This is a genomic window from Novosphingobium profundi (genome assembly GCF_020524485.1).
In the GTDB taxonomy this organism is placed as follows: Bacteria; Pseudomonadota; Alphaproteobacteria; order Sphingomonadales; family Sphingomonadaceae; genus Novosphingobium; species Novosphingobium profundi_A.
In genome coordinates this window covers 571150-596409 of record NZ_JAIVLF010000004.1, presented here as the reverse complement: position 1 = coordinate 596409, position 25260 = coordinate 571150, and the positions used below count along the sequence as shown (strand labels likewise).

The window sequence follows — 25260 nt, the reverse complement described above, 5'->3', positions numbered from 1 at the left end:
AAGGCCGGGACGCGAACGACGCGTCCCGGCCTTTTTTGTTGCTGTTCCTGCGAGACTTACCGGAAGGGCGGTTCGTCGAAGGCGCGCAGCTTGCGGCTGTGCAGGCTGTCGCCCTCGGCGCGAAGCAGGGCACAGGCGTGGAGGCCGATCTTGAGGTGCCCGGCGATGGCTTCCTCGTAGAAGCGGTTGGCCTGTCCCGGAAGTTTCAGTTCACCGTGGAGCGGCTTGTCGGAGACGCACAGCAGCGTGCCATAGGGGACGCGGAAGCGGTACCCTTGCGCGCTGATGGTCGCGCTTTCCATCTCGATGGCGATGGCGCGCGAGAGGCTGAAGCGGTGGGCCGAGGCGGTGTAGCGCAGCTCCCAGTTGCGGTCGTCGGTGGTGACGACCGTGCCGGTGCGCATGCGCTTCTTGAGGTTGGCACCGCTGTCGCCGCTGACGATCTCGGCCGCTTCGGCAAGTGCCTGCTGGACCTCGGCGATGGCCGGCAGCGGGATTTCGGGCGGAAGTACGGGATCGAGGACTTTGTCGTCGCGCAGGTACGCGTGGGCGAGTACGAAGTCGCCGATACGCTGCGTTTCGCGCAGGCCTCCGCAGTGGCCGATCATCAGCCAGGCTTCGGGGCGCAGCACCGCGAGGTGGTCGGTGATCGTCTTGGCGTTCGAGGGGCCAACGCCGATGTTGACGAGGGTGATGCCCGACTTGTCCTCGCGCACGAGGTGATAGGCGGGCATCTGGTGGCGGCGCCAGGCGGTGTCGGACAGGCGCGCACGGGCGTTGTCGGTCGGTTCGTCGAGGTAGAGTCCGCCCGCACCGGCCAGAGCGGTGAAGCCATCCTGTCCGATCTGCGTGCCCGCCCAGTCCACGAACTCGTCGACGTAGCGGTGGTAGTTCGTGAAGAGGATGAACTTCTGGCAGTGATCCGGGCTGGTGCCGGTGTAATGGGCGAGGCGGGCCAGGCTGAAGTCGGTGCGCAAGCCGTCGAAAAGCGCGAGCGGCTTGGGATCGTTCTCGGCAAAGATCATCAGGCCATCGGCGATCTCGTCGCCGATCATCGCCAGCTCGGTGCTCGGGAAGTGGGCGGCAAGCTGCTGCGGGGTGGCGGTGCCCACGCCAATGCCGTCAAGAACGTAGGGGAAGGGGATCTCCTGGTCCGAGCGTCCGACCTCGATCTCGATCTCGTATTCGGCATCGAGCAGGGTGAGCTGCTCCTTCAGGTAATCGGCAAAGAGGTGCGGCCTCGTGATCGTGGTCGCGTAGGTGCCTGTCTCGACGAGGCGGCCAAAGGCGCGGCCGTAGACGGCTTCGCGTTCGTTCCCGGCGTAGCGCACGGTGAGTTCGGGGTAGGTCCACTCCCGCTGGCTGCGGCGCTCAGGAGGGGGGAGGGTGCCGTGTTCGACATAGGCGGCGATGTCGGCCTTGAGGGTGGCGACGGCGGTTTCATAGACGCGGACCAATTCCGCGTGGATCTGATCTATTCTGTTTTGCATCGCCTGTAGTTACGCAATCCATGTTGCAGTGCAAGGGCAGGCGGGGGGATCGTGTTCGTGCAGGCTGATGAGCGTTGCGCGGGCGCAACAGGTGGAGGGGGCACGAAAAAACCCCCGCAGCCGGTCCGGTGCGGGGGTCTTTCGTGTCCTGAAGGTCAGGAAGAGGAGGCTCAGGCCTGCTCTTCGCCGTCCTCGGCAGGAGCTTCTTCCTCGACTGCGATCTCGCCGGGCTCGGCGTTGGGATCGTAAGCTTCGGTGAAGCCGCTGGTGTCTTCTTCGAACATGGCTTCCATGACGTTGACGCCCTGGGCCTGCAGTTCGGCTTCGTCGGGCGAACGTGCGACGTTCACCTGGACGTTGACGGCCACTTCGGGGTGCAGCGAGACGCGCACGTCGAAGACGCCGAGGGTCTTGATCGGGTGCTCGAGCACGATCATCTGCTTGGTGACCTGCGCGCCTTCGGCGTTCAGGGCTTCCGCGATGTCACGCACGGTGACCGAACCGTAAAGCTGGCCCGAGTTCGACGAGGCGCGGATCAGGACGACCTGCTTGCCTTCGACGTTGGTCGAGTGGCTCTCGGCAGCCGAACGCTTCTCAGCGTTGTCGGCTTCGATCTTGGCGCGGTTCGCTTCGAAGACCTTCTTGTTGGCTTCGTTGGCGCGAAGGGCCTTCTTGTTCGGCAGCAGGTAGTTGCGCGCGAAACCGTCCTTGACGGTGACGACGTCGCCGATGTTGCCGAGCTTCTCGACGCGTTCGAGGAGGATGATATCCATGAGGTAATTCCTCCCTTACTTGACGATGAAGGGCAGCAGGCCGATGTGCCGGGCGCGCTTGATGGCCTGGCTCAGCTCACGCTGCTTCTTGGCGGACACCGCGGTGATGCGGCTGGGAACGATCTTGCCACGCTCGGACATGAAGCCCTGGAGGAGACGCACGTCCTTGTAGTCGATCTTGGGCGCGTTCTTGCCCGAGAACGGGCAGGACTTGCGGCGGCGGAAGAATGCACGTGCCATGGATCAGTTCTCCCGGTCGCGACGGCGACGGTTGTCGCGGTCGTTCTTGCGCATCTGGACCGAAGGGCCGCCTTCGTGCTCTTCGACCTTGATGGTCATGTAGCGAATGACGTCTTCGTTGATCTGCGTCTGGCGCTCGAGCTCGGCGATGGTGTCGCCGGGGCACTCGATGTTCAGCATCACGAAGTGAGCCTTGCGGTTACGCTTGATCTTGTAGGCGAGGTTCTTGAGGCCCCAGGTCTCGGTCTTGGTGACCTTGCCCTCGTGGCTCTCGACGATCTCGGTGGCGGCGGCGGCCAGCGCATCAACCTGCGACTGGCTCAGATCCTGGCGCGCCAGGAACACGTGCTCGTAAAGCGGCACTGCAGCTTCCTTTATCTGTCTAACCGATCGCTGGCTTGCCGCACCATTGCGGGGCCCCTCCGGCTTTCTTCAAGTTTCCCGCGAATCCGTGTGCGAACGCGTGGGAAGCGGCGCCTTTAGCCGATTGCGGGCCAAATGCAAGCCGCCTTCGCACATTCGCACGGGTGAGGGGGGCGCGGAAGGGTGACACCCAGGGTGACACAGGTGACACACTCCAGAGGGCAAACGGTGTCACCTGTCACCCTGTTCCACGGCGTTATGCCCACGCGCGAACATCGCGGCAAGCGGAGGCACCTCCATCCCACAGGCCCGCATACGCTGCCCGAGCGCGATCCCCTCGTCCCAGCTTTGCGCAAAGCCCTCACCGCTGCGCGCGCGCAGACGATAGGCCGACTGGCGGCTCATCCCCGCCCGCCGCGCCGCCTGCGCCACCGAACCGGTGGCCACAAGACCGTGCAGGAAGGTGAGCATGCGCGTGCGCGTCCAGCGCGCTGGGCGGGAGGGAGAGGCTTGGGGCATGGCCGGACGTATAGCCCATGGGGGCGGGTGTAGGAAAATGCTGTCTGCGGCAGGGGGCAGGCCTGGGGCATGAACCCAGGCTTCAGAAGGTGGAAGTGATCGATTCCGAGGGCCATCGCCCTCGAGCTCCCCGAACTGTCGAGCGCAGCTTGGCCGTCCCACCTTGATCTACGAAGGATGGCAGCTGCAGTTGGGCCAGCCTATCCAGAGTGTCAACGTCGGACCGGTAGGAGAAGGGCGGGTTTTGGATTAGGAAATCACCGAAGCAGACATTCACGCTGAATATGCGCGTAGTTACTTTCGGCCCCATTGCGGACCTCCGCCGGGAGAGCCATCTCTGCAGTGCAGTGCAGTGCAGTGCAGTGCAGTGCAGCTTCATCGAAGCCGCTATTCATACAGGCCGCAGCATTTTGAACGGTCCGAGGTCCTCAGTGCGGGACAAAGCGCCAACTATCCTTGCGTTGCATTAAGGCCTGTGTCGAATGGGCTGACGGCCTGACTATTGTCGCACACCGGCAGCTTGAACAACCAAACCGCAGACGATCTACTCATCAAACGTCAAAGCATGTTCAGACCAACCGAGCTACTGCTGTATGGGCTTGAAGCGGCCATGCTGCCAGAGACGGAGAGAGAGAGCGGCGGCGAGGCCCAAGCGTGCCGTAGAGTGCTGCCTATGGGGTGAACAAATTGATCTGCCATTTGCCCCCACGTACTGCGGTTCCGTTGCTTGCAGCTGATGGGCTCGCATAAACGCCCTTTCCTCCTCGCACTTTATCTGGACCGATGGTAGTCACGGCCCGCCATGCTAAGGGTATTCAGTGGGTATTACACAAAAATCCATTAAGATTCTCTGGGGCAATTCCGGAGGTCGCTGCGCGTTTCCGGGGTGCTGGGAGAGGCTGTGCAGCCGTGAGGCCGCAGATTCTGCGCCTTTCACTCTGGGGGAGATGGCACATATTTGCGGCGACAAGCCGGGGGCAAACCGGCACGATGCGGGGCAGACTGATGCTGACCGCGATGACTATCAGAATTTGATTCTACTCTGTCCGACTCATCACACGCTGATTGACCGCAAAGAGAACGAAAGCGTCTACACGGTCGATGCTCTGCATGAGATGAAGGCCGAGCATGAAGCCCGAGTGCTGGCGCGCCTCGATCAAGAGGAAATGACAAGCAAGAATAGCTTAGCTCGTGCGATCCTGCCTATGCTGGAAGAGAACCGGCAGTCCTGGGAGCAGTATGGCCCGCTGTCCGAGTTGGCTCGGTCTCAGCCGCACAATGAAGCGGTGCATGCGGTGTGGGTTTCGGAACGGCTCTCAGTGATCGTGCCGAACAACCGCAAGATAGCGGCAGAACTCGACGCGCATCGCGGCCTGTTTGACTCAGCCGAACAGGAGATCATCACGACCTTCTTGCTGCATGTGCGCAGCTACGAGCAATGGGTTGAGGATGCGATCCCATATGCAGCGGTGAAACGTTTCCCGATAGCATTTGATCACTTGATTAGAGGACTTGCCGATGCCGGCGTATAGCGAGACCTTTCCCTGGCCCAGCCATTCCGGGCACTACGATTTCTTCGAAGCTCGGATGAAACAGCATCAGAAAGTCGTATCTCTGAAGGCGCATGGCGGCGGCCTTTATGATTTGACGCGCACACAAGGTGATACGCTACGCGTCTTCATCTGTGAGTGCTACGCGTTCGGCGTCGCGGAATACATGGAGGTGGTGAAGAATTTGGGTCACATCGATGTGGTGGTCATTAATTCTGCATGGTGTGGCTATACGCCAGATGCCAAGTTCCATTGCCGAGAATCCAATGTCGGTCTTTTCAATATCGGTGAATTCATGGGGGCACTGTACCGCGACGACTATTGGCGCTACCTGACAAACGATCAAAAAGAATTCTACAAAAAACAAGGTTGGCTGTGAAGCTCGACGTGACGGTCTTTGGTTTTGGTTCCGCCTTCGTCGTACACGACGGAAGTGAAACAAGTGCCCAAGATGTTGATCTGCTCATCGTTCACCCCAGCACCCATGTCGCTTCCTGCCAATTCGCTATTGTCTGTAAGCGACGGCTCGCTGCTTGTATCGCCAACGCGCATATCACCATGCTATCGGCTGGCGAAGAACAGCATTTTCAATTTATTCGAACGGCGCGGGCCGTGCGTCTTGGGGCGATCCGGGCCGATCATATCACAGATGACTTGCGCACCATAAGCGCTGCAGTGCCGATCCTCGGCAAATATTAGCTGCTCGCAATCTATTATGGGTCGGCCCCACGTGTCAGCAATGTCACGATTACTGTCGTCAACCAGTCTGACCGCTATCCTCCCCTTACGGCTGCTGCCGGATCGGGGCGACAATCGTAACCGGACAGGCCGCTCTCTGGCGCGTCAAATCGCCCCTCGAGCGACCAACTAGGGCGCAAAGCAGCCGTCGCTGTTTTCGTTGGTGCATGTGCTGGCTGGCTCTGGCTGGGGCTGACGGTTTGGGGAGCTCGAGGGGCTATGCTCCTCGAAAGGCTTTTTTGTTCTTCATACTCCCGAATGGCATGGGGCGCAGCTTGCGAGAGGGGCGGGCCCGCGTGCGGATGGGGCAACGCGAAAGCTGATGCGCAGGCAAGGCCCGGCCGTGCGCGCCGGGCCTTGCGCATGAGGGTCAGAACGCGGTCGAGATCGACAGGTTCACGCTGCGGCCTTGTCCGGCGATCGGGCGCCAGGTGTCGGTTGCGGCAAGGTCGCCCAGCGCCATGCCGCCGAGCGGCAGGTAGTAGCCCTTGTCGAAGAGGTTGGTGGCCTCGATCCCGAGGCGCCAGCCTTGCAGGGTATAGGCCGCGCCCAGGTTGACGAGGGCGTAGGCCGAAGTCTCGGGCTCGTTGCGGCGGGTGTCCACGCGGTCCTTGCGGTCCACCCACTCGACGCTTCCGGTCAGCTCCAGCGCGCCGGTCCGGTGGGTGATGGCAAGCGCGGCGTTGAGCGGCATCTGGTGGTAGAGCGGCGTGTCGGCCCCGGTGTTCTCGCCATGCACATAGGCCAGCGTTGCGGTGAGGAGGGTGCCCTGTTCGGCGCTGCCCTGGAGGACCGCGTCGGCGGAAACGTCCACGCCGTAGAACTCGGCATCGGTGTTGGCGAACTGGAGCTGGACGGCGCGTTCATTGAGCGTGCCGATCACGTTGGCGTCGATATAGTCGTTCACATGGGTGTAGTAGGGCGAGACCTTCAGGTGGACGTCCTTTGCCGGGGAGACGGCGAAAGCGGCGCTGAAGGTGTCGGCGCGCTCGGGATCGAGCGCGATGTCGCCGACATAGCCGTTGCCATCGCCGTACCAGCCGATCATGCGGCTCGCCATTGATCCGCGCCCCCAGGTGTAGCGCTCGTAGAGGTTGGGGGAGCGCACCTTGTGGGCATAGCCCAGTTCGAGAGAGAGCGCCGCGCTCGGTGTCCAGCGTACCAGGGCCGAGCCCGACCAGTTGTTGTCGGTGCGGCGGCGCTCGGCGGCGTTGAAGGCGGCGGCCGCGGCGACGTCGGCGGCCTGCATCATGCCTGTGCCATAGGGCGCGACATCGCCGGTGTTCATCTCCACCCGGTCATAGCGCAGGCCCAGCGTGGTGGTGAGATTGGAGGTCCAGTCGCCGGTCCATTCCCCGTAAGCGCCCACGCGGTTGCGCGATCCCTCGTTGATGTTCACGAAGGCGTTGGGCCCCATCATCATCGAGCCTTCGACCGGCGGCCACCAGTCGTTGAGCCACTGGTGGTGGTATTCCAGCCCTGTTTTCAGGACATGGTGCTCGCCCGCCGGGATCTCGAACTTCACCGCGCTGGTGAAGGTGTGGACGCGCGTTTCCATCGGCATGGAGCCCGGCAGCTTGTCCTCCAGGAAGTTCATCGTGTGATCGGTGTCGCGGTAGCTTGCCGAAAGGTCGGCCTTGCCCCAATCGTACTCCCCCCGGAAGCGTCCCTGCACGAACCAGGAGCGGTTGTCGGTCATGTCCATCGACTGGTTCACGAAGCCCTCGTAGGGGCTGTAGTGGTAGCCGCCCTTGAGCTCGAAGAGGCCCGCCTCGGTGCGCAGGGCAAGGGCGAGCGCGTGGTCGGTCTTGGCGTATTCGCTGGAGTGGACGGTGCCCAGGTGCCCGCCCGCCTTGTAGTTGTCGGACTGGGTGTAGGCGCCGGTGTAGGTGGCCGAGAGGTTCTCGCCGGCCAGCGTCAGCGAGAGAGAGGTGCCAAAGGCGTTGCCGTTCGAGCGGTAGTAGCCCGCCGCGCGGCCGGTCACGAGAAGCGATCCATCCTTCGCGAAGACCGGAGCTGCGCTTTCGGCGGCAATGACGCCGCCGATGGTGTCGCCGCCCAGGCTCACCGGGGAAACGCCCGGGATCACGGTCAGCGCGGCGAGTGTCTGCGGGTTCGTATAGGAGAGCGGCGAATTCATGTCGTTGGGGCAGGCCATGTCGATCGGCTGGCCATCGACAGTGATGCGCAGGCGCTGTTCGGAGAGGCCGCGGATCGCGGGCATGGCCGAAAAGCCGCCGCCGGTGTTGGCCGAGACCCCGGCAATGCGCGCGAGGACCTGCGCGGTGTCGCTGGCCGCGGCGCCCTTTTCGTGGAGGTCCTGCTCGGAGACGCGCGAGCCGACCACGGTGGGATCGGGCATGTGGCCCTCGACCACGGTGAGCGGGGGCGGGGCCTCGTCGGCCTTCGCGGCGGTGGCGGCACCAAGGGCGGGGGCGAGGAAGGTGCTGGCGTAAAGAGTGGTGCGCGCAGCGCGCACGAAAGAGGTCTGCATGATGATCGGATGTCCTGAATGCTATGATCGGGCGAACGCGTGCCGCGCGGCCGCACGCAGGCGGCGCATCGCGGGGGCGATGTTCGCGAGGAAAGAGACCCGGCCCGCGTGTGGTGCGGGGGCTCAGAGGATCAGGACAGGTGGGGCGGGGCGCGCAGCGGCGGGGTCCAGTAGCGGGCCCGGACAAGCCGCAGCGGCGGCGCAGGCAGGAAGTCGAGCGCCAGGATGAAGGCCAGCGCCAGCGCCAGCAGCGCGGGGTCCGCATGGCCCAGGGCATGCGCGGAGAGCGCAGTGAAGGGGCATTCCTTCGCGGCCTTCGCGTGCTGCTGTTGCTGCGAGGAGGTGTCGGGCTTGCCCGGAAGCGCGATCTTCTGGAGGCGGGTGTGGCCCTGGCTGTCGCAGATCTCGACGGTGAGGACCTTCGCGCCCGCGCTCTCGATCATGAAGCCTGTCGGGACCAGCGCCTTCATGGCGAGCGCCATCGCGATCACGAGCGCGAAGAGCCACAGGCGGCGCGCAAGGAGGGAGCGAAGGGCGTGCATGGTGGTCATGCGCCTAGCCCGGAACGCAGGGCCTGTCACGCGGGGCAGGGCGATGATCGCCGGGACAAATTGTCCCAGCCCCCGGGCTCGTGCGTAGGGCTCAGTTCATCGCAAGGATGAGGTTCTTGACCTGGGGGTATACCTGCTTTTCCCACTTCGAGCCCGAGAACGTGCCGTAGTGGCCGACGCCCGGCTGGAGGTGGTGCTGCTTCAGGTGGGGGCGCAGGCTCGTGCACAGGAGGTGCGCGGCTGCGGTCTGGCCGACCGCGCAGATATCGTCGCGCTCGCCCTCGACGGTGAGGAGGGCGGTCTTGCGGATCGCGCCGCAATCCACCGGCTCACCCCGGAAGGTCAGTTCGCCCTTGGCGAGGAGCGCGCGCTGGAACACCTTGTCGATGGTCTCGAGGTAGAATTCCTCGGTGAGGTCGAGCACCGCGAAATATTCGTCGTAGAAGCTCTCGATCTTGGTGACGGCGGCCGTCTCCTCGTCGGCCAGCGCCTGGTAGAGCTTGCGGAACTGGTCGATGTGGCGGCCCATGTTCATCGACATGAAGGCGGTGAGCTGGAGGAAGCCGGGATAGACCCGCCGTCCGGCCCCGGGATGGCGCCAGGGCACGGTCTGGATCATGTTCGCGGCGAACCAGTCGTAGGAATTGGTGGTCGCGAGCTCGTTCACCAGCGTGGGTGATTCGCGAACGTCGATCGGCCCACCCATCAGCGTCATCGTGCGCGGCTGGCAGGGGTCATCATCGCCCGCCATGATCGCAACCGCAGCCAGCACGGGGACGCAGGGCTGGCACACGGCCAGCACGTTGGCGCCCTTGCGCGCGACCGGATCGCCCAGCTCCTGCAGGAAGGTGATGATGTAGTCGATATAGTCGTCGAGTCCGAAATCGCCGGCCGACAGCGGCACGTCGCGCGCGTTCTTCCAGTCGGTGATATAGACGTCGTGGTCGCACAGCATGGTCTCGACCGTGTTGCGCAAAAGGGTCGAGAAGTGGCCCGAGATCGGCGCCACGATCAGCACCTTGGGCTGGGGCACCGCGACATCGGGCTTGGCGAAATGAAGCAGGTCCCCGAAGGGCAGGTCCATGAGCACCTCCTCGACGACCTGTGTCTCGCGGTTGCCGCAGGGCACGCTGTCGATGCCGTAGGACGGGCGCTTGTGGGTGATCGCGGCCTTTTCGTAGACTTCGGCCAGCGCGAAGAGGCGGCGGGCAAAGGGCATGTCTTTCGCACCATCGAGCGCCTCGTCGCGGAAGCGCCGCGCCATCTTCGCGGCAAAGCGCGAGGGGGCGAGGAGATCGTTGGTGGCCTCGTAGGCGTCGTAAAGCATGGGGCTTATCCCTTGTCTTCCGCGAGTGTCTCGCGCGTCATGCGCCGCGCTCCGTTGCCGGGTAGCGCCACGCCCTTGCGCAGGCACGATGCACCCGTCATGCTGCGCTGCATCATTGCCGGATGCAAGCGAAACCGCCTTTCGTAAGAGAGGCATTTGCGCAGTGCGTCAAGCCCGCAGGAGTGATAGGCTCTCCGGTGAGCGGCCAGACGAGGAAGAAGGATACGAGCCATGGTTGAGACGGCGTCCACGCCTGATGGCAAGGTGAAGGCAGGGGCCAAGGTGCCCGAGAAAGCAACTCTCACGATCTCCAGCAAGACCTATTCGGCCTGGTCGCTGCGCGGCTGGCTGATGTGCCGTCTGGCCGGGCTCGAGGTGATCGAGAAGCCCGCACCCAACGATGCCAACAACCGGGCCGAACTGCTCCTGCTCTCGCCCTCGGTGCTGGTGCCGCGCCTTACCTACGATGGGGCGAGCGTGTGGGACGTCCTCGCCATTGCGGAGTTCCTGAACGAGGAATGCCCTGATGCCCACCTCTTCCCCGAAGACCGTATCGCGCGCGCGCACTGCCGCTCGGTCTCGGGCGAGATCCATTCCGGCTTTACCAACCTACGCTCGGCGCTGCCGATGAATCTCAAGGTCCGCCACGATAGTTTCCCCGTCTTCTCGGGCGCGCGTCCCGACATCGAGCGGGTCGAGGCGGTCTGGACCGAATGCCTGGAAACCTATGGCGGTCCGTTCCTCTTCGGCGAGCACCCCACCGTGGCCGACGCCATGTACGCGCCTGTCGCCACCCGCTTCCTCACCTATGCCGTCGCCGTCTCGGCGCCGTGCCTTGCCTACTGCAAGACGATCACCGAGTGGGCGCCGATGGCCGAGTGGATCGCCGCGGCCAAGGCTGAGCCTGAGGAAATGGAAGAACTTGAAGTCGAGTTCTGAGGTTCGGTTCAAGGAAGAATAATCAGGTCCGAGGGCCATCGCCCTCGGGCTCCCCAAACTGTCCACCTCACGTCCCGCGCGCCACCTCGGCTGAGAAGGGTGAGGTCGCCCATTTGGGGGTCAAGGGGTGATGACCCCTTGAATCTCCCTACTTCTTTCCTCGCCGTTTCTGCGAGGAAACCTCCGCAAGTCTATTGAATTTCCGCGATTTTAAGCGCTTTTCGGAACAAGGTGGCAAGTTCCGCTTTGTGGGGAGGTATCGCCGTGTGCGGCGCCCTTGGTGCCGCCCGGCCATTTCCTCCTCCTGACATGGGATCGCCGCCATGCCTCCTTCTCATCGATTTCGCCCCGCTCCGGCGCGCGCGCTGCACCCGGTGCACGCGGCGCTTCTGGCCGGTTCCTTGCCGCTCTTTGCGGGCACACTGCTGAGCGACTGGGCCTATGCCGCCAGCTATGAGGTGCAGTGGACCAACTTTGCCTCCTGGCTCAATGCGGGCGCGCTCCTGTTCCTGGGGCTGGCGCTGGTGTTTGCGCTGGTCGACACCATTCGCGGCCTTGGCCGGGGCATCGTCTACCTGGTGCTGGTGGCGGCGACCTTTGCCATCGGTCTCGTCAATTCCTTCATTCACGCCAAGGACGGCTGGGCCTCGATGCCGACCGGCCTGGTCCTCTCAATCCTCGTGACGGGCCTTGCGCTTGTTGCGGTCTGGTTCGGCTTTGCCTCGCTGCGCAAGGGAGAGGCGGCATGAGGGCGCGTTTCGTCTTCGGCACGCTGGCGGCCTGCGTGGCGCTCGCGGCCTGTTCGGGCGGCAGCGAGGCACCTGAGTATGGCGAGAACCCGCAGCTTCCCAAAAAGCAGCGCGGGCTTTTGCCCAACATGGAGATTGCCAATCCCGCGTCCTGGGGCGATGCCCGGCCGCAGGTGCCCGAAGGCTATGCGATCACGGCCATTGCCACCGATCTCAAGGTGCCGCGCCAGACGCTGGTGCTGCCCAACGGTGATATCCTGGTGGCCGAGGGCAGCGGCGGCCATGCGCCCAAGCTTCGCCCCAAGGACATCATCGCGGGCTACATCAAGGCCAAGGGCAAGACCTCCGTGGAAGGGGGCAACCGCCTGACACTGCTGCGCGATGCCGATGGCGATGGCACGTACGAGGCGCGCAGTGTCTTTGCCGAGGGGCTCGATGCGCCCTATGGCCTCGCCTTCGCCAACGGCATGATCTACGTCGCCAACCAGGGCGAGCTGGTGCGCTTCACCTACCGCGACGGGCAGACCAAGGCCGATGCGCCGCCGATCCGGGTCACCAAGCTGCCCGAGAAGATCAACCACCACTGGACCAAGTCGCTGGCGGCGAGCCCGGATGGGCGTTTCCTCTATGTCGGCATCGGCTCGAACAGCAATGTCGGCGACCGGGGGATGGACGTGGAGGAGGACCGCGCGATGGTCTGGCAGATCGACGCGCGCACCGGCATGCACCGCCCCTTTGCCACCGGCATCCGCAACCCGACCGCGCTCGCCTTCCGTCCGGGCAGCGACGAGCTCTGGGCGGTCGCCAACGAGCGCGACGAACTGGGCGCGAACCTCGTGCCCGACTACCTGACCTCGGTGCGTGACGGGGCTTTCTACGGCTGGCCCTACAGCTACTGGGGGCAGAACGTGGACACTCGTGTGAAGCCCGCGCGGCCCGACCTCGTCGCCTCCGCGATCAAGCCCGACTACGCACTGGGCGCCCATGTCGCGGCGCTGGGTGTCGCTTTCTCCGCCCCGATCATGGGTGAGCGCTTTGCCCAAGGCGCCTTCGTGGGCGAGCACGGCAGCTGGAACCGCAGCGAGCCCGTCGGATACAAGGTGGTCTTCGTACCCTTCAGCAACGGGCGTCCCGCGGGCGATCCGGTCGATGTCGTCACCGGCTTTCGCGGCGAGGACGGGATGACGCGGGGGCGTCCGGTGGGCGTGACCTTCGATCCGCGCGGCGCGCTCATCATCTGCGACGATCTGTCCAACACCGTCTGGCGCCTCGTGCCCGAGACTCCGGGCAACCCGGAGGATTTCGTGCCGGCCGGGCGCACGCGGGCGGACGTGATGGAAGAGGGGGAGGGCGGCGTGCGCGCGCCGGCTTCCGCCGTCGCCACGCCCGACAATCTGCCCGAGGCACGCTGAACGTGCAGCCATCAGCTGCAAACGCGATTGCCCCGGTGGGGACCATTCCCCACCGGGTGCTTTCGGGACCTGGTTGGTCTGAGGCTCGCTGCGCTTAGCGCAGGAGGCTCATCACGTTCTGCTGGGCCTGGTTGGCCTGGGCGATCATCGCCGTCGACGCCTGGCTGAGGATCTGCGCTTTCGCCATCGCGGTCGTTTCCACCGCGTAGTCGGCATCCTCGATCCGGCTGCGGGCATCGGAAAGGTTGGTCACCGTGCTGGTCAGGTTGTTGACCACCGATTCGAGGCGGTTCTGACCGGCGCCGAGCGAGGCGCGGGTGGCGTTCACTTCCTGGAGCGCGGTGTCGACGTTGTCCAGCGTGGTGCTGGCGGCCGCTGCGGTCGAGACGTCGAGCGCGGTGGCGTCGATCAGCGTGCCGTTGATCGCGGTGGAGGTCAGGGTGACCGTCTCACCCGAGTTGGCACCGGTCTGGATGTCGAAGGTGAGGTCGGTGCCCGAGGTGGTCGAGAACAGCGTGTTGCCGTTGAACTCGGCCTGGGAAAATACGTCGGCGAGCTGCTCGGTCAGCGCGGTCACTTCCTGCTGCATCGCGGTGCGGTCGCTGTCCTGGTAGGTGCCCGAGGCCGACTGGATGGCCAGTTCACGAACGCGCTGGAGCATGTTGGTGACTTCCGAAAGCGCGCCGTCGGCGGTCTGGGCCAGGCTGATGCCGTCGTTGGCGTTGCGCATGCCCTGGCTCATGCCGCGGATCTGCGAGGTCATCGAGGTCGAGATGGCGAGGCCTGCGGCATCGTCCTTGGCCGAGTTGATGCGCTTGCCGGTCGAGAGGCGTTCCATCGACACGCCGAGCATCTTGTTGGCGGCGATCGAGGCGTTCGAAGCGCGAATGGCGGAGATGTTGGTGTTGATGACGGACATGATTTAATTCCCCAGTTTCAGAAAGTTGTGAGAGCGTTTGGTTGTTCGCTCCGGTCATGGGGAAGAACGGTGAGGTGGCGGGAGCTTTAAGGCGCCGTTTGCGTTTTTTCGCGATTGGGGGCGCACGAAAGCTCGCTGAGATGGGCGCCAAGGCCCCGGAAAGGCGCCGGTTATGGCCGCTTTCGCTTGATTGCCGAAAAAATCCCCCGCATGTCGTCTCGCAGGGGCCTTCTGCCCCGTTTTTCATGAGGATTACGTCACGATGCCCACCGGTCTTGTCGCCCTTCTCGACGACGTTTCGGTCATTGCCCGCGCGGCCTCCGCCTCGATCGACGATGTCGGGGCGGGCGTGGCCAAGGCGGGGAGCAAGGCCGCAGGCGTGGTCATCGACGATGCCGCGGTGACGCCCGGCTACGTCACCGGCTTCACGCCCGACCGCGAACTGCCGATGATCTGGCGCATCACCAAGGGCTCGATCTTCAACAAGCTGGTGATCCTCCTCCCCATCGCGCTGATCCTCAGCGCCTTCCTGCCCCAGGCGATCACCCCGATCCTGATGGCGGGCGGTCTGTTCCTCTCCTTCGAGGGCGCCGAGAAGGTGATCGAGAAGCTCTCGGGCACCAAGCATGGCGAAACGCTGGACGACGAGATCAAGGACCCGGTCGCCTTCGAGAAGGCGCGCACCAAGGGGGCGATCCGCACCGACCTCATCCTCTCGGCCGAGATCATGGCGATCGCGCTGTCGGAAGTCAGCGATGCCAGCCTGCTTACGCGCGCGGTGACGCTGGCCATCGTCGGTCTTGTCATCACCTTCTGCGTCTACGGCGCGGTCGCCCTCATCGTGAAGATGGACGATGTCGGGCTGCACCTGGCGCGCAAGCCTTCCGAGGCCGCGCAGGCCTTCGGGCGTTTCCTTCTCAAGGCCATGCCAATCGTGCTCAAGGTGCTCAGCTTCGTGGGCATGCTGGCGATGCTGTGGGTCGGCGGGGGCATCATCCTGCACGGCCTGGAGGAACTGGGCCTGCCAGCCCCGGCGCATTTTGCCCATAGTGTCGAGCATGCGGTGGCGCAGGCTTCGGGCGCGCTGGGCGGCGTGACCGGCTGGCTGTCCTACGCCGTGGTCTCGGCGATGCTCGGGCTGGTGCTGGGCACGGTCATCGCTCTGGTCCTGCACATGTTCGCCAAGGATGAGGGCGACGAAACGGCGCACTGATTGTTTGATTGTGTACACAATGCCTGCGCGAAATTAGGACATATGTCTGTATTTGTCCTTGTTTTTATTTAATTCAGCGGATCGGCCCATTCGTGCTTAACTGCAATTAATTATTGCAGTTCGGAGAGAGTGTTGTGGGCATGTCGATGGATAATCGGAATGAAGACGGGTATGTTGCGATGATGCGCGCGCGCGCCGCCATCGACGAACTGACGAAGCTTATCGAGGTGCAGGAGGCGGCAGGCGCGGATGCACCAGCGACGCCGAAGTCGCGGCTGGAAGCGGTCTCGAACCTCTACCGGGTGCGTCGGCTGCGCGACGAGATCCTGGGCAAGGACCTGTTCGGGGAGCCGACCTGGGACATTCTTCTGGATCTCTACGCGATGCACCAGCAGGGCCGCGAGTGCAGCGTGAAGTCTGTCTGTATCGCCTCGGCGGTCGCTCCCACGACGGCTCTGCGCTGGTTCAACGTGCTATTGGGCAAGGGGTTGTTGACGCGGCTGGACGATCCGCGTGACGGGCGAAGATCGATCGTCCAGATGACCGAGAAGGGGCTTCGCGCGATGGATGAGGTTGTCGCGCGGATCTGAGCGCGCGCTTTGCAAGAGTGATCGTGGCTGGCTTGGTCAGATGCGCCCTGTTCGCGTTTCGACGCCGCCGGGCACGTCGTGATCAGAACTCGGCCCAGTCGGCGTCGGTGGCTTCTTCGGGCTGAAGGGCCAGAGCGCCCGAGGTGCGGGGCGCGGAATAGGCCGTGGGTTCGGGCAGGGCGCGCGGGGCAGGCGCCGGGGAGGGCGGCACGACGCTCAACGGATTTCCGCCGGTAGCGCCGATATCCAGCTTGAACATGCGCACCAGCTTGGCAAGGTCCTCGGCCTGCTGGGCAAGATTGCGCGCCGCCGCGGTGGTTTCCTCGACCATGGCTGCGTTCTGCTGGGTCATGCGGTCCATGTCGCCAATGGCCGAATTGACCTGGCCAAGCTGCCCCGCCTGGTTCTGCGAGTTGTCCGAAATCTGCGCGGCGAGGCCGGTGATCCCGGAGACCTTGTCGACGATGCGGCGGAACACTTCGCCGGTACGGCCCACCAGCGCGACACCGCGCCCGACCTGCTGTTCGGACGAGCCGATGAGGTCCTTGATGTTCTGCGCCGCTTCGGCCGAGCGCTGGGCCAGCGCGCGCACTTCGTTGGCGACGACCGCGAAGCCCTTGCCGGCATCGCCAGCGCGTGCGGCCTCGACCCCGGCGTTGAGGGCGAGGAGGTTGGTCTGGAAGGCGATCGAATCGATGACGTTGACGAAGGCGCCGATTTCCTGGGCGGACTTCTGGATGCCGTCCATCGCCTCGACCGCTTCCTCGACGACTTGTCCGCCTTCGCGGGCCTCGGCTTCGGCCTCGGAGACCGAGCGGTTGACCTCGCCAGCCCCTTGCGCGGAGGTCTGCACGCCGTTGGTGAGCTGGTCGAGCGCGGCGGCCGATTCTTCGAGCGCAGCGGCCTGGCTTTCGGTACGTTGCGAGAGGTCATCGCTCGCCGCCCGGATTTCGGAGGCGCCGACGCGGATCTGTTCGGAAGAAGCAGCGACCGCGCCCAGCGTCTGGGCGATGCAGTCGCACATCGCGGCAAAGTCGGACTGGATCTGCTCGAAGCCGGCGGGAAGTTCGCCCAGCTGGGTGGTAAGATCCCCCTGCGCGACCGTTTCCAGCGCGGTGGACAGCGAGGAGAGCGTGGTCTCGCGGCTGTGGTCCTGCGCGGCGAGATAGGCCGAAGTGGCGATGTCCATGTCCATCAGCGCCACCTTGATGAGCGTGCCCAGGCGCTTGGCGCGGGTCTTCATCAAGGGACCGGCAATCCCGCCGGTCATGTCGCGCTCGATCACCTCGGCAAGGATCTGCGCATAGGCACCGATGTAGAACGTGGGTGGCAGGCCGATGCGGGCATGGACCTGCCCGATGCGTTCGGCGCGCGCCATGTAGTTGCTGTCGATCCGGCCCGAGAACAGGTCGATCCAGTGGTCGAGCTGCTTGGCACGTGCGTGGTCCATGACGCTCTGCGACTTGAAGAAGGCGGAGCGTCGTCGGTCGGCCCGGACGAGCGCATAGAACTTGTCGAGGACGGCAGGCCCGGCGCGGGAGATGAGCCGGGCGATTCCGCCGAACCGGGAATTGTCGGTTTCCGTCAGTGCGAACATTTCCAGCCGCTCGGAAATGTCCATCTTCGATGTCGTGTCGGACATGCCATGGCCTCGTTGGATTTCGATGCCTTGGTCCTAGGGAGGCTTGTGGAATTTAGCGTAAGCAGTGGCTTAGGTAGGCTTACGCGAAGCGCTGCCGCGCAGGGTAAAGGTGTCGCGGGTGGACGACACAATGCGCGCCGGGAAACCGAAGTCTCCCGGCGCGCCGTGGCCGTGTGCGGGGGATGGAGAAGGGATCACTCCTTGCGCAGAACGACCATGGTCTGGTTGAGCAGCTGGTAAGCGATTTCGCCGAAGGTGACGGGCCCGGCCGCGCCGCCGATGGCCACGCCCTCCAGCTTGCCGAACATGAAGTTGAGGATGCAGTTGCACGACCAAACCGTGCCCGCCGTGGGGTGTTCGGCGAGCGCCTGACGGAAATCGCCCGCATAGTCGGCCACTGGCGCTGCGAAGGCATAGTCGACACCGGGGAAGACGGGCGCGAACAGTTCCACCGTGCCGGTCTCGGTATCGATGGTCTTGAGCGAGGCGTTGACGTGCGCGCCGCCGTAGTTGCCCACCAGTGGCAGGTCGCACCCCTCGCGGCCCCGCGCCAGTACATAGTCGCAGAAGCGCTGGCGGGTGCCGTTGACGGTGCACCACTCGGGCGTGAAGCCGGTCTCCTCGAAGTGGATCACATCGCCGCCATCGGGCGCGAAGATGTTGACGATCTCGATCACCGGGCTCTCGCCGTCGGGCAGGGTGACCTGGGCCACCGCGACGCGGTCGGGGAAGGCCTTGGCTACCTGGCCGTCGTAGACCCAGGGGGTGTGGCCTTCCTTTTCCAGGTCGTGCCCCGAGATCCAGCCGACGGTCGGGCGCATGAAGGCCATCGGGTAGTTCGCGGCGTTCTGGGCAAATTCGGTGTGGCATGCCGAGCCGCCCGGAATGATGGTAAGCGCCAGGCCGTTATCCGGTGCCTCGCCCGAGATGCGCTCCAGTTCATGCGCCTCGTAGGTGGCAAAGGTAACCGTGCCGATCGCGCCGAGGTCGGTCACGAAGAGCACGTCGTCATCGACGATCCGCCCCCCTTGCGCGGTCATGAAGTAGGGCGAGGTGCCCGCGATCCAGTTGCCCGCGGGCAGCCGGTCGAGCGCGGCCTTGCGGCCGGCCAGGCTGAGGCTGGCCCCGGCCTTGATCAGGTCGACGACGGTGTCGACGGGCAGGAGGCCGTTGATGGCCCCGCCCTCAGAGACGATTGAGCTGGGCGACTTCATTTGCAAGGGACCTCTCCCACTTGACGAAATAGTTGTAGATCTCGGTGGCCTTGGCGCTGGCCGGGGCCGGGCTGAGTTCCAGCCGCTTCATGAGCATCTGCGTGCCCAGATGGCTCGTCTGCAGGCGCGACAGGCCGCCGTTGGCCAGTCGCCCCCACACCGGCGAACCTTGTGCAGGTAAAGACATATCCGCTCCCGAATGTTCGTGGCATCGCCCCTCTAGCGGCGGGCCTGCTAAAGCCAGGTTGGGGGCCCTTAGGGATATCTGCGGGGCAGGCGGACGAGGGGGCGTTATTCCGCGCGCTCGCAACAAGCGGGCAGGGGTTCCCGAAAGGGCGCGATGAGAACTTCTCATCGCGCCGTGGAGGTGGGCAGGGCTGTTCGCCTACCCTCGCGCTACCCAGCTAGGTGCTTGAAAGAGCGTCCCTCCTTCACGCGGAAGGGGCGGCTCCACCTCTGCCTGCACAAAGGAATGACCCATGAGCACGATTGATACCCAGCCTGTCCATTGCGTGGCCTTCAACATCGCCAAGCCCGGGTGCGAGGACAAGCTGCGCGACGCGCTGCTGGAGCTCGTGCCCCAGGTCCATCGGGAGGAGGGCTTCGTACGCTACGATCTGCACCAGGACCTCGACGACCCGCGCCGCTTCGTGATCACCGAGCAGTGGCGTGACCGCGCGACCTTCGATGCCCACACCCGCGCGCCGCACGTCAAGGCATTCGAAGCCAAGGCGGGTGAGTGGATCGAGAGCGGCTTCTACCATCCGCTGGCGCGCATTTCCTGACGCCGTCCGGCCCGCGCAAGGACCGGCTGCTCAGGCGAGGCGGGCCAGCAGATCGCGGGCAAAGACCGTCAGCGTGTCGTCGCGCGCGCCCATGACCACGATGCGGTCACCGGCTTTCGCGATCTCGGCAATCCGGTCCGCGCAGGCGCTGCGCTCGGGGACGTACTCGGCGCGCGCGCCAGCTTCCTCGATCAGGCGCACGATCCGTTCGCTGCCCTCGCTGCGGTCGACCGTGCCGCCGAAGTAGACCGGATCGCACAGGATCGCGACGTCGTTGGCGCCCAGTTTCCAGCCGATCACCTGCGCCAGTTCGGCACCCATCTGCCGCAAGGGTCCATAGCCGTGCGGCTGGAAGAAGGCGATCACGCGGCCCGGATGCGATTTCAGCGTCGTGAGCGTGGCCGCGACCTTGTCCGGGTTGTGCCCGAAGTCGTCGATGACGGTGATCCCCGCAGGCGAGGTGCCCACGATGTCGAAGCGCCGGGCGAGCCCTGCAAAGCTGGAAAGCGCGGCTACCGCGTCGGCCACCGGCACTCCGGCGGCGTGGCTGGCGGCAATCGCGGCGAGCGCGTTGTAGAGGTTGTGGCGGCCGGGCACCTGCAGCGTGAGCTCGTGGCGCGTGCCTTCCAGCCGGTCGTGGACGGTGGCCTGAAGCGAGGTCGGCCCCTCGACGATCTCCCCGGCGCGCAGGCGCACGTTGGGGTTGGTGATGCCAAAGGTGATCGCGGCCTTCGCGCGGTGGGCGAGGGCGGCGCTTTCCGCATCGTCGAGGTTGATCGCGGCGATCTCGGCCGAGGCGAGGAAATCGCCGAAGAGGCGGCGCAGCTCCTCCATCGACTTGTGGTCGAGGCTGACGTTGAGAAGGGCCGCGACCTTGGGCCGGTAGAGCGCAATCGAGCCGTCGCTCTCATCCACCTCGGAGACGAACGCGCGGCCCTTGCCCACGCGCGCACTGGCGAAGGGGGCGTCCTCGGAGACGAAGTTCTTCATCACCGCGCCGTTCATGATCGTGGGATCCGCACCCGTTTGCGTCAGGATCCAGCCGGTCATACCGGTGACGGTCGACTTGCCCGAGGTGCCGCCGATGGCGATGCCTTCTCCGGCCGCGTTGAAGAGCGTGGCGAGAAGCTGCGCGCGGCTCATGCGCGCACAGCCCAGTTCCTTGGCGCGCACGACTTCGGGTACGGTATCTTCCACTGCGGCCGAGGCGACGAGGGTCTGGGCGCCTTGCGTGATCCCGCTCCCGTCCTGGGGGTGGAGCGCGAAGCCCAGCTCTTCGAGCCAGGCGAACTTTTCCGGGCTGCGGCCCTGATCGCGGCCCCGGTCCGAACCCGCGATAGTGGCGCCAAGGCCCTTCAGGATCAGCGCCAGCGGCAGCATCCCCGACCCGCCAATGCCGCAGAAGAACCAGGGATGCGCCGTGAGGTCCGCGGGCGTCATGGCGGTAACGGGGGCATTGTCGGGAACGGCGGCGGCGGCCTCGGGGCTTTGGGTCATGGGGTTATCGGTATGCGCCCTTGCAGCGCATGACAACATGGATAGGAAGGACATCACCATGCGTATCGCTGTTTGTGCACCGTCCACCCCGATCACCCGCGAGGATGTCGCGCGCGTCCAGGCGCTGGCCGCGTCCGAGTTTCCCGGCGTCGAGCTTCTTGTCCACGAGCAATGCTTTGCTGAGGAGGGCCATTTTGCCGGAAGCGATGCGCAGCGCACCGCGGCCCTTGTCGAATGCGCCAACGATCCTTCCGTCGACGCTGTCTGGTTCGCACGCGGCGGCTATGGCGCGTGCCGTGTGGCCGAGGACGCGCTTGCGGCAATGGACCATGCCGCGCAGGACAAGGTGTTTCTGGGCTATTCGGACGCGGGTTACCTTCTGGGCGGGCTCTACCGCGCGAGGGTCGGGCGGCCCGTTCACGGCCCCATGCTGGCCGACATCCGCCGCGAGGGCGGGGAAGAGGCGATCCGCCGCGCGCTCGGCTGGCTGACCGGGGCGGGGCAGGCGCACGTGGAGCCCACGCTCGCACGCGAAAAGCACCCCGTCGTCGCTTTCAACCTGATGACGCTGGCCATGCTGGCGGGCACGCCGCTGATGCCGGGGCTTGCGGGCCATGTGGTCATGGTCGAGGAAGTGTCCGAGTATCTCTACGCCGTCGACCGTCTGTTCTTCCACCTTACCGCACACCTGGGCGGTATTGCGGGGCTGCGCCTTGGCCGGGTGAGCGCGGTGCCCGAGAACGACCGTCCCTTCGGCGCCAGCGCGCAGGAGATCGCGCGCCACTGGTGCCAGCGCCACGCCATTGCCTATCTGGGTGAGGCCGACATCGGCCACGATGCGGCCAACACGATCGTGCCCTTCGGGCGGGGAAGCGCCCGGTGAAGGCCGCCGCCGATGGCTTGCCCTTGGGCGCGGAGCGCACTAAGCGCTGCGAGTTTCCCCGGCACTTACCATGGACAGACACGGCCGGGATGAAAGGATTTTGCTGATGCGTGCGTTCGTTTTTCCGGGTCAGGGCAGCCAGAAGGTAGGCATGGGCGTCGAGTTGGCTGAGGCCAGCGCGGCCGCGCGCGAGGTCTTCGAGGAAGTCAACGACGCGCTCGGCCAGGACCTCTTCAAGATCATGTCCGAAGGCCCCGAGGACCAACTGACGCTGACCGCCAACGCCCAGCCCGCGATCATGGCCAACGCCATCGCCGTGCTGCGTGTGCTGGAAAAGGACGGCGGCATCAGCCTTGCCGACAAGGCCGATTTCGTTGCCGGGCACTCGCTGGGTGAATACACCGCGCTGTGCGCGGCAGGGGCCTTCAGCCTTGCCGACACCGCGCGTCTCCTCAAGCTTCGCGGCGAATCGATGCAGGCCGCCGTGCCGGTCGGCGTGGGCGCCATGGCTGCCCTCCTGGGCGCGGACATCGCCAAGGCCACCGCGCTTGCCGAAGCCGCCGCGACCGGCCCCGACGGTGAGGTCGAGGTCTGCACCGTTGCCAACGACAATGATCCCGGCCAGGTCGTCCTCTCGGGCCACAAGGGCGCGATCGAGCGCGCGGTCGCCATGGTCAAGGACCACGGCATCAAGCGCGGCGTGCTGCTGCCGGTCTCCGCGCCGTTCCACTGCCCGCTGATGCAGCCCGCGGCCGACGCGATGGCCAAGGCGCTTGAGGAAACCCGTCCCGGAGCGGTCAGCGTGCCGCTCTTTGCCAACGTGACCGCCGCCATCGTCACCGATCCGCCCGCGATCCAGTACCTCCTTGTCGAGCAGGTCTGCGGCCGCGTGCGCTGGCGCGAGAGCGCGATGGCGATGGCTGAGGCGGGCGTGACCGATTTCGTCGAACTGGGCGGCAAGGTCGTGGGCCCCATGATCAAGCGCTCGGCGGGCGATGTGAACGTGCTGACCGCCTCGAGCATGGCTGAGATCGAGGAACTGGCGAAGTCTCTCTGAGGCGCTATAGCTGGTCGGCGCAAGGCAACCCTCATACCTGAAGGAGTGTGCCCCGATGTGGGATGAACGCTATGCCGCAGCCGACTATGCCTATGGCACCGAGCCCAACGACTTCCTGGTCGAGCGTGTCGCAGACCTGACGCCGGGGTGCTGCCTGTGCCTTGCCGAAGGGCAGGGGCGCAACGCGGTCTGGCTGGCGCAGCAGGGCTTTGACGTGACGGCGGTGGACCAGTCGCCGGTCGGGCTCGAGCGCGCGTGCGAGCTTGCCGCTGCGCGCGGCGTGGAGATCGCGACGCGCGCGGTGGACCTGGCGGACTACGACATGGGCATGGGCGTGTGGGACAGCGTGGTCGCGATCTTCGCGCACCTGCCCCCGCGCCTGCGCCGCGATGTCCACGCCCGCGTCGTCCGCGCGCTGAAGCCGGACGGGACGGTCCTGCTCGAAGCCTATACTCCTGACAAGTACACCCAGCCCGGCACAGGCGGCCCGCCGCCTTCGCAGAAGGACTGGACGATGACCCGCGAGGGGCTGCTGGCCGAATTCGCGGGGCTCGAACCCATTTGCGCCGAGGAAGTCGTGCGCGAGATCACGGAAGGCGAATACCATCGCGGGCAAAGCGCCGTCGTGCGCTTCCTCGCGAGGAAGCCTTGAGAACCAATGAGGAATGACATGTTTGACCTTCACGGAATGACCGCTCTTGTGACCGGCGCCAGCGGCGGCATCGGTTCGGCGATTGCCCGCAAGCTGGCCGCGCAGGGCGCGCGCCTTGCGATCTCGGGTTCCAACGCGGACAAGCTGCGCGCTTTCCGCGACGAGCTGGACGAGCACACCCCGCAGGCTCCGCAGGAAGTCGACCACGTCGCCATCCCCTGCAACCTCTCGGACGCCGAGCAGGTCGAGAAGCTGGTCCCTGCCGCGCTCGAGGCGCTCGGCAAGATCGACATTCTCGTCAACAACGCGGGCATCACCCGTGACAACCTTGCCATGCGCATGAAGGACGAGGAGTGGGACCAGGTCATCAAGATCAACCTGGAATCGACCTTCCGTCTGATGCGCGGCGTGACCAAGCCGATGATGAAGGCGCGCTTTGGCCGCATCATCAACGTCACCTCGGTCGTGGGCACCACCGGCAACCCCGGCCAGATGAACTACTGCGCGGCCAAGGGCGGCATCACCGCGATGTCGAAGAGCCTTGCGCAGGAACTCGCCAGCCGTAACGTCACCGTCAACTGCATCGCGCCCGGCTTCATCCGCACCGCGATGACCGACGTCCTGCCCGACGCCCAGAAGGAGGCGCTCAACGCCAAGATCCCGATGGGCCGCATGGGTGAGGGCGATGACATCGCCGCGGCGGCCGTGTTCCTCGCCTCGAAGGAAGCGGGCTACGTCACCGGCCAGACCATGCACGTCAACGGCGGCATGGTGATGATCTGATGCGATACCGGGTGCGCCTGGCCGCAGCTGCGCTTGTCCTGCTGCTGACAGGCTGCACCCAGTACTACGACCTCGTGGCCGGGAAGGAGGGCGATTCCATCGTCTTTACCCCCGGCAACTGGGGTGGCTGGAGCGATCCGGGCTGCGTGCGCCAGGTCGCGGTGACCCCGGTTGCCTCGGGCGAGGACGTCCTGGGCGTGGGTGTCGACGGTTCGGGGCTGGAAGGCGCGCCGGTGTGGTCGCAGGCCGTTTCGCAGGAGGCCTGTTCGGCCACGTTCCCGCTTGCCTACGGGCAGGCGCTGGGCGTTCCCGGAGAGGAGACCCCGCCGCCGCTCGTCCCCGGCCAGCCCTACATGGTGCACATCATCACCGAGGGGCCGGATTTTGGATCGGGACTTTTCGTGATCGACGCGCAAGGTGAGGTCGAAAACCTCGACAGCGCGGAGTTTGCCTCCGCGCCTCTCGCGCAGGCGAGTGCGGCGCGCTAGTCGGTCTCCACGCCCTCGTCGTCGTAGATCTTGGCGTCGAGCTTGAGGGCAAGGCTGCGCGCCAGCGAGAGGCGGTGCAGTTCCTCGCGCACGCCCGGTTCGGGGGCGGGGAAGCTGATGTAGCCCTCGGGCGAGTACCAGAACACGCGCAGCCAGTCTTCGCAGTCCGGGCGCCAGATCTCGACGTCGCCGCCCCGGTTGGGCATCGAGACGATCTCGTGGGTGCGCGGATTGATCTGCTGCGCATCGCCATCGGCAAGGCGCAGGTCCTCGATGGTGGCGACAGCCTTTTTCCAGTCCTCGAGGTCGATCGTGGCAAGGGCGCCGTCGTGGTCCTTGCGCTGGATGTGAAGGGTACTCGACACGTCGCTTCGACTCCCGTGGTTTCGCTG

28 protein-coding genes are annotated in these 25260 nt (G+C 65.2%); 14 read left to right on the top strand and 14 right to left on the bottom strand.

From position 1 onward, the window contains the following. Positions 1-56: 56 nt before the first annotated feature. The 5 genes from LC060_RS13180 to LC060_RS13160 all read right to left on the bottom strand — a co-directional run bounded on the left by LC060_RS13180 (position 57) and on the right by LC060_RS13160 (position 3337). Positions 57-1490: an AMP nucleosidase gene (locus tag LC060_RS13180; protein ID WP_226636235.1), complete on the bottom strand. Its 1434-nt coding sequence runs from the start codon at positions 1488-1490 to the stop codon at positions 57-59. A 170-nt stretch (positions 1491-1660) separates the two neighbouring features. Continuing rightward, complete coding sequence (gene rplI / locus LC060_RS13175; protein ID WP_226636233.1) at positions 1661-2263, bottom strand: 50S ribosomal protein L9; 603 nt, start codon at positions 2261-2263, stop codon at positions 1661-1663. 15 nt (positions 2264-2278) lie between these two features. Next, positions 2279-2503 carry a 30S ribosomal protein S18 gene (rpsR, locus tag LC060_RS13170; RefSeq protein WP_039284546.1) on the bottom strand — a complete coding sequence of 75 codons (225 nt, stop codon included), beginning with the start codon at positions 2501-2503 and terminating at the stop codon, positions 2279-2281. Positions 2504-2506: 3 nt separating this feature from the next. Next, on the bottom strand, positions 2507-2866 hold the full coding sequence (gene rpsF / locus LC060_RS13165) for a 30S ribosomal protein S6 (protein WP_039394560.1): 360 nt from the start codon (positions 2864-2866) through the stop codon (positions 2507-2509). A 231-nt stretch (positions 2867-3097) separates the two neighbouring features. Next, positions 3098-3337 carry a hypothetical protein gene (locus LC060_RS13160; RefSeq protein ID WP_226636231.1) on the bottom strand — a complete coding sequence of 80 codons (240 nt, stop codon included), beginning with the start codon at positions 3335-3337 and terminating at the stop codon, positions 3098-3100. An 866-nt stretch (positions 3338-4203) separates the two neighbouring features. Here LC060_RS13160 and LC060_RS13155 point away from each other — a divergent pair. From LC060_RS13155 to LC060_RS13145, 3 genes are read left to right on the top strand one after another with little or no spacing between them, the layout of a single operon-like run. After that, complete coding sequence (locus LC060_RS13155) at positions 4204-4917, top strand: HNH endonuclease (protein WP_226636223.1); 714 nt, start codon at positions 4204-4206, stop codon at positions 4915-4917. Then, positions 4904-5314 (top strand): hypothetical protein, encoded by a 411-nt coding sequence (locus LC060_RS13150; RefSeq protein ID WP_226636221.1) that lies wholly within the window; start codon positions 4904-4906, stop codon positions 5312-5314. The genes LC060_RS13155 and LC060_RS13150 overlap by 14 nt, the downstream gene beginning before the upstream one ends. Next, positions 5311-5634: a hypothetical protein gene (locus tag LC060_RS13145; protein WP_226636219.1), complete on the top strand. Its 324-nt coding sequence runs from the start codon at positions 5311-5313 to the stop codon at positions 5632-5634. The genes LC060_RS13150 and LC060_RS13145 overlap by 4 nt, the downstream gene beginning before the upstream one ends. 409 nt (positions 5635-6043) lie before the next feature. Here the strand turns inward: LC060_RS13145 and LC060_RS13140 are convergent, their stop codons facing one another. From LC060_RS13140 to LC060_RS13130, 3 genes are all read right to left on the bottom strand, one after another. Then, on the bottom strand, positions 6044-8167 hold the full coding sequence (locus LC060_RS13140; protein ID WP_226636216.1) for a TonB-dependent receptor: 2124 nt from the start codon (positions 8165-8167) through the stop codon (positions 6044-6046). 131 nt (positions 8168-8298) lie between these two features. Further along, positions 8299-8718, bottom strand: coding sequence for a DUF2946 family protein (locus LC060_RS13135; RefSeq protein ID WP_226636215.1), 420 nt, complete (start codon positions 8716-8718; stop codon positions 8299-8301). Between the two features lie 91 nt (positions 8719-8809). Continuing rightward, positions 8810-10045, bottom strand: coding sequence for a polyhydroxyalkanoate depolymerase (locus tag LC060_RS13130; protein ID WP_226636213.1), 1236 nt, complete (start codon positions 10043-10045; stop codon positions 8810-8812). A 231-nt stretch (positions 10046-10276) separates the two neighbouring features. On the opposite strand from LC060_RS13130, the gene LC060_RS13125 reads away from it, so the two are divergent. From LC060_RS13125 to LC060_RS13115, 3 genes are all read left to right on the top strand, one after another. Beyond that, positions 10277-10984 (top strand): glutathione S-transferase, encoded by a 708-nt coding sequence (locus tag LC060_RS13125; RefSeq protein ID WP_084592276.1) that lies wholly within the window; start codon positions 10277-10279, stop codon positions 10982-10984. A 323-nt stretch (positions 10985-11307) separates the two neighbouring features. Then, a complete protein-coding gene (locus LC060_RS13120) occupies positions 11308-11733 on the top strand; it encodes a DUF2231 domain-containing protein (RefSeq protein ID WP_226636211.1) in 426 nt (141 codons plus the stop codon). Further along, positions 11730-13145 (top strand): PQQ-dependent sugar dehydrogenase, encoded by a 1416-nt coding sequence (locus tag LC060_RS13115; RefSeq protein WP_226636209.1) that lies wholly within the window; start codon positions 11730-11732, stop codon positions 13143-13145. The genes LC060_RS13120 and LC060_RS13115 overlap by 4 nt, the downstream gene beginning before the upstream one ends. A gap of 94 nt (positions 13146-13239) precedes the next feature. Here LC060_RS13115 and LC060_RS13110 read toward each other — a convergent pair whose 3' ends face one another. Further along, positions 13240-14064 (bottom strand): flagellin, encoded by an 825-nt coding sequence (locus LC060_RS13110; protein WP_226636208.1) that lies wholly within the window; start codon positions 14062-14064, stop codon positions 13240-13242. Positions 14065-14326: 262 nt separating this feature from the next. Here LC060_RS13110 and LC060_RS13105 point away from each other — a divergent pair, with 262 nt between their 5' ends. Both LC060_RS13105 and LC060_RS13100 read left to right on the top strand, forming a co-directional pair. After that, positions 14327-15277: a DUF808 domain-containing protein gene (locus LC060_RS13105; RefSeq protein ID WP_226636206.1), complete on the top strand. Its 951-nt coding sequence runs from the start codon at positions 14327-14329 to the stop codon at positions 15275-15277. A gap of 140 nt (positions 15278-15417) precedes the next feature. Then, positions 15418-15867 carry a hypothetical protein gene (locus LC060_RS13100; RefSeq protein WP_226636204.1) on the top strand — a complete coding sequence of 150 codons (450 nt, stop codon included), beginning with the start codon at positions 15418-15420 and terminating at the stop codon, positions 15865-15867. An 82-nt stretch (positions 15868-15949) separates the two neighbouring features. Here LC060_RS13100 and LC060_RS13095 read toward each other — a convergent pair whose 3' ends face one another. From LC060_RS13095 to LC060_RS13085, 3 genes are all read right to left on the bottom strand, one after another. Then, a complete protein-coding gene (locus LC060_RS13095) occupies positions 15950-17509 on the bottom strand; it encodes a methyl-accepting chemotaxis protein (protein ID WP_226636202.1) in 1560 nt (519 codons plus the stop codon). A 194-nt stretch (positions 17510-17703) separates the two neighbouring features. Further along, positions 17704-18723, bottom strand: coding sequence for a DUF6976 family protein (locus LC060_RS13090; RefSeq protein WP_226636200.1), 1020 nt, complete (start codon positions 18721-18723; stop codon positions 17704-17706). After that, positions 18695-18910 carry a hypothetical protein gene (locus tag LC060_RS13085; RefSeq protein ID WP_039394532.1) on the bottom strand — a complete coding sequence of 72 codons (216 nt, stop codon included), beginning with the start codon at positions 18908-18910 and terminating at the stop codon, positions 18695-18697. The genes LC060_RS13090 and LC060_RS13085 overlap by 29 nt, the downstream gene beginning before the upstream one ends. Positions 18911-19202: 292 nt before the next feature. Here LC060_RS13085 and LC060_RS13080 point away from each other — a divergent pair, with 292 nt between their 5' ends. Continuing rightward, positions 19203-19508, top strand: coding sequence for a putative quinol monooxygenase (locus LC060_RS13080; protein ID WP_226636198.1), 306 nt, complete (start codon positions 19203-19205; stop codon positions 19506-19508). A 30-nt stretch (positions 19509-19538) separates the two neighbouring features. On the opposite strand, the gene LC060_RS13075 is transcribed toward LC060_RS13080, so the two are convergent. Then, positions 19539-20948 carry a glutamate ligase domain-containing protein gene (locus LC060_RS13075; RefSeq protein WP_226636551.1) on the bottom strand — a complete coding sequence of 470 codons (1410 nt, stop codon included), beginning with the start codon at positions 20946-20948 and terminating at the stop codon, positions 19539-19541. Positions 20949-21063: 115 nt separating this feature from the next. Between LC060_RS13075 and LC060_RS13070 the strand changes: the two genes are divergently transcribed. From LC060_RS13070 to LC060_RS13050, 5 genes are all read left to right on the top strand, one after another. Next, on the top strand, positions 21064-21888 hold the full coding sequence (locus tag LC060_RS13070; RefSeq protein ID WP_226636196.1) for an LD-carboxypeptidase: 825 nt from the start codon (positions 21064-21066) through the stop codon (positions 21886-21888). Between the two features lie 106 nt (positions 21889-21994). After that, positions 21995-22945 carry an ACP S-malonyltransferase gene (gene fabD / locus LC060_RS13065; RefSeq protein WP_226636194.1) on the top strand — a complete coding sequence of 317 codons (951 nt, stop codon included), beginning with the start codon at positions 21995-21997 and terminating at the stop codon, positions 22943-22945. A 55-nt stretch (positions 22946-23000) separates the two neighbouring features. Then, on the top strand, positions 23001-23597 hold the full coding sequence (locus LC060_RS13060; RefSeq protein ID WP_226636193.1) for an SAM-dependent methyltransferase: 597 nt from the start codon (positions 23001-23003) through the stop codon (positions 23595-23597). Between the two features lie 18 nt (positions 23598-23615). Then, positions 23616-24380 (top strand): 3-oxoacyl-[acyl-carrier-protein] reductase, encoded by a 765-nt coding sequence (gene fabG / locus LC060_RS13055; RefSeq protein ID WP_226636191.1) that lies wholly within the window; start codon positions 23616-23618, stop codon positions 24378-24380. Further along, the gene (locus LC060_RS13050; RefSeq protein WP_226636189.1) at positions 24380-24868 is read left to right on the top strand and encodes a hypothetical protein; all 489 of its coding nucleotides are present in this window, start codon (positions 24380-24382) and stop codon (positions 24866-24868) included. The genes fabG and LC060_RS13050 overlap by 1 nt, the downstream gene beginning before the upstream one ends. Here LC060_RS13050 and LC060_RS13045 read toward each other — a convergent pair. Next, positions 24865-25233 carry a hypothetical protein gene (locus LC060_RS13045; protein ID WP_226636187.1) on the bottom strand — a complete coding sequence of 123 codons (369 nt, stop codon included), beginning with the start codon at positions 25231-25233 and terminating at the stop codon, positions 24865-24867. The genes LC060_RS13050 and LC060_RS13045 overlap by 4 nt on opposite strands. Positions 25234-25260: the final 27 nt, after the last annotated feature.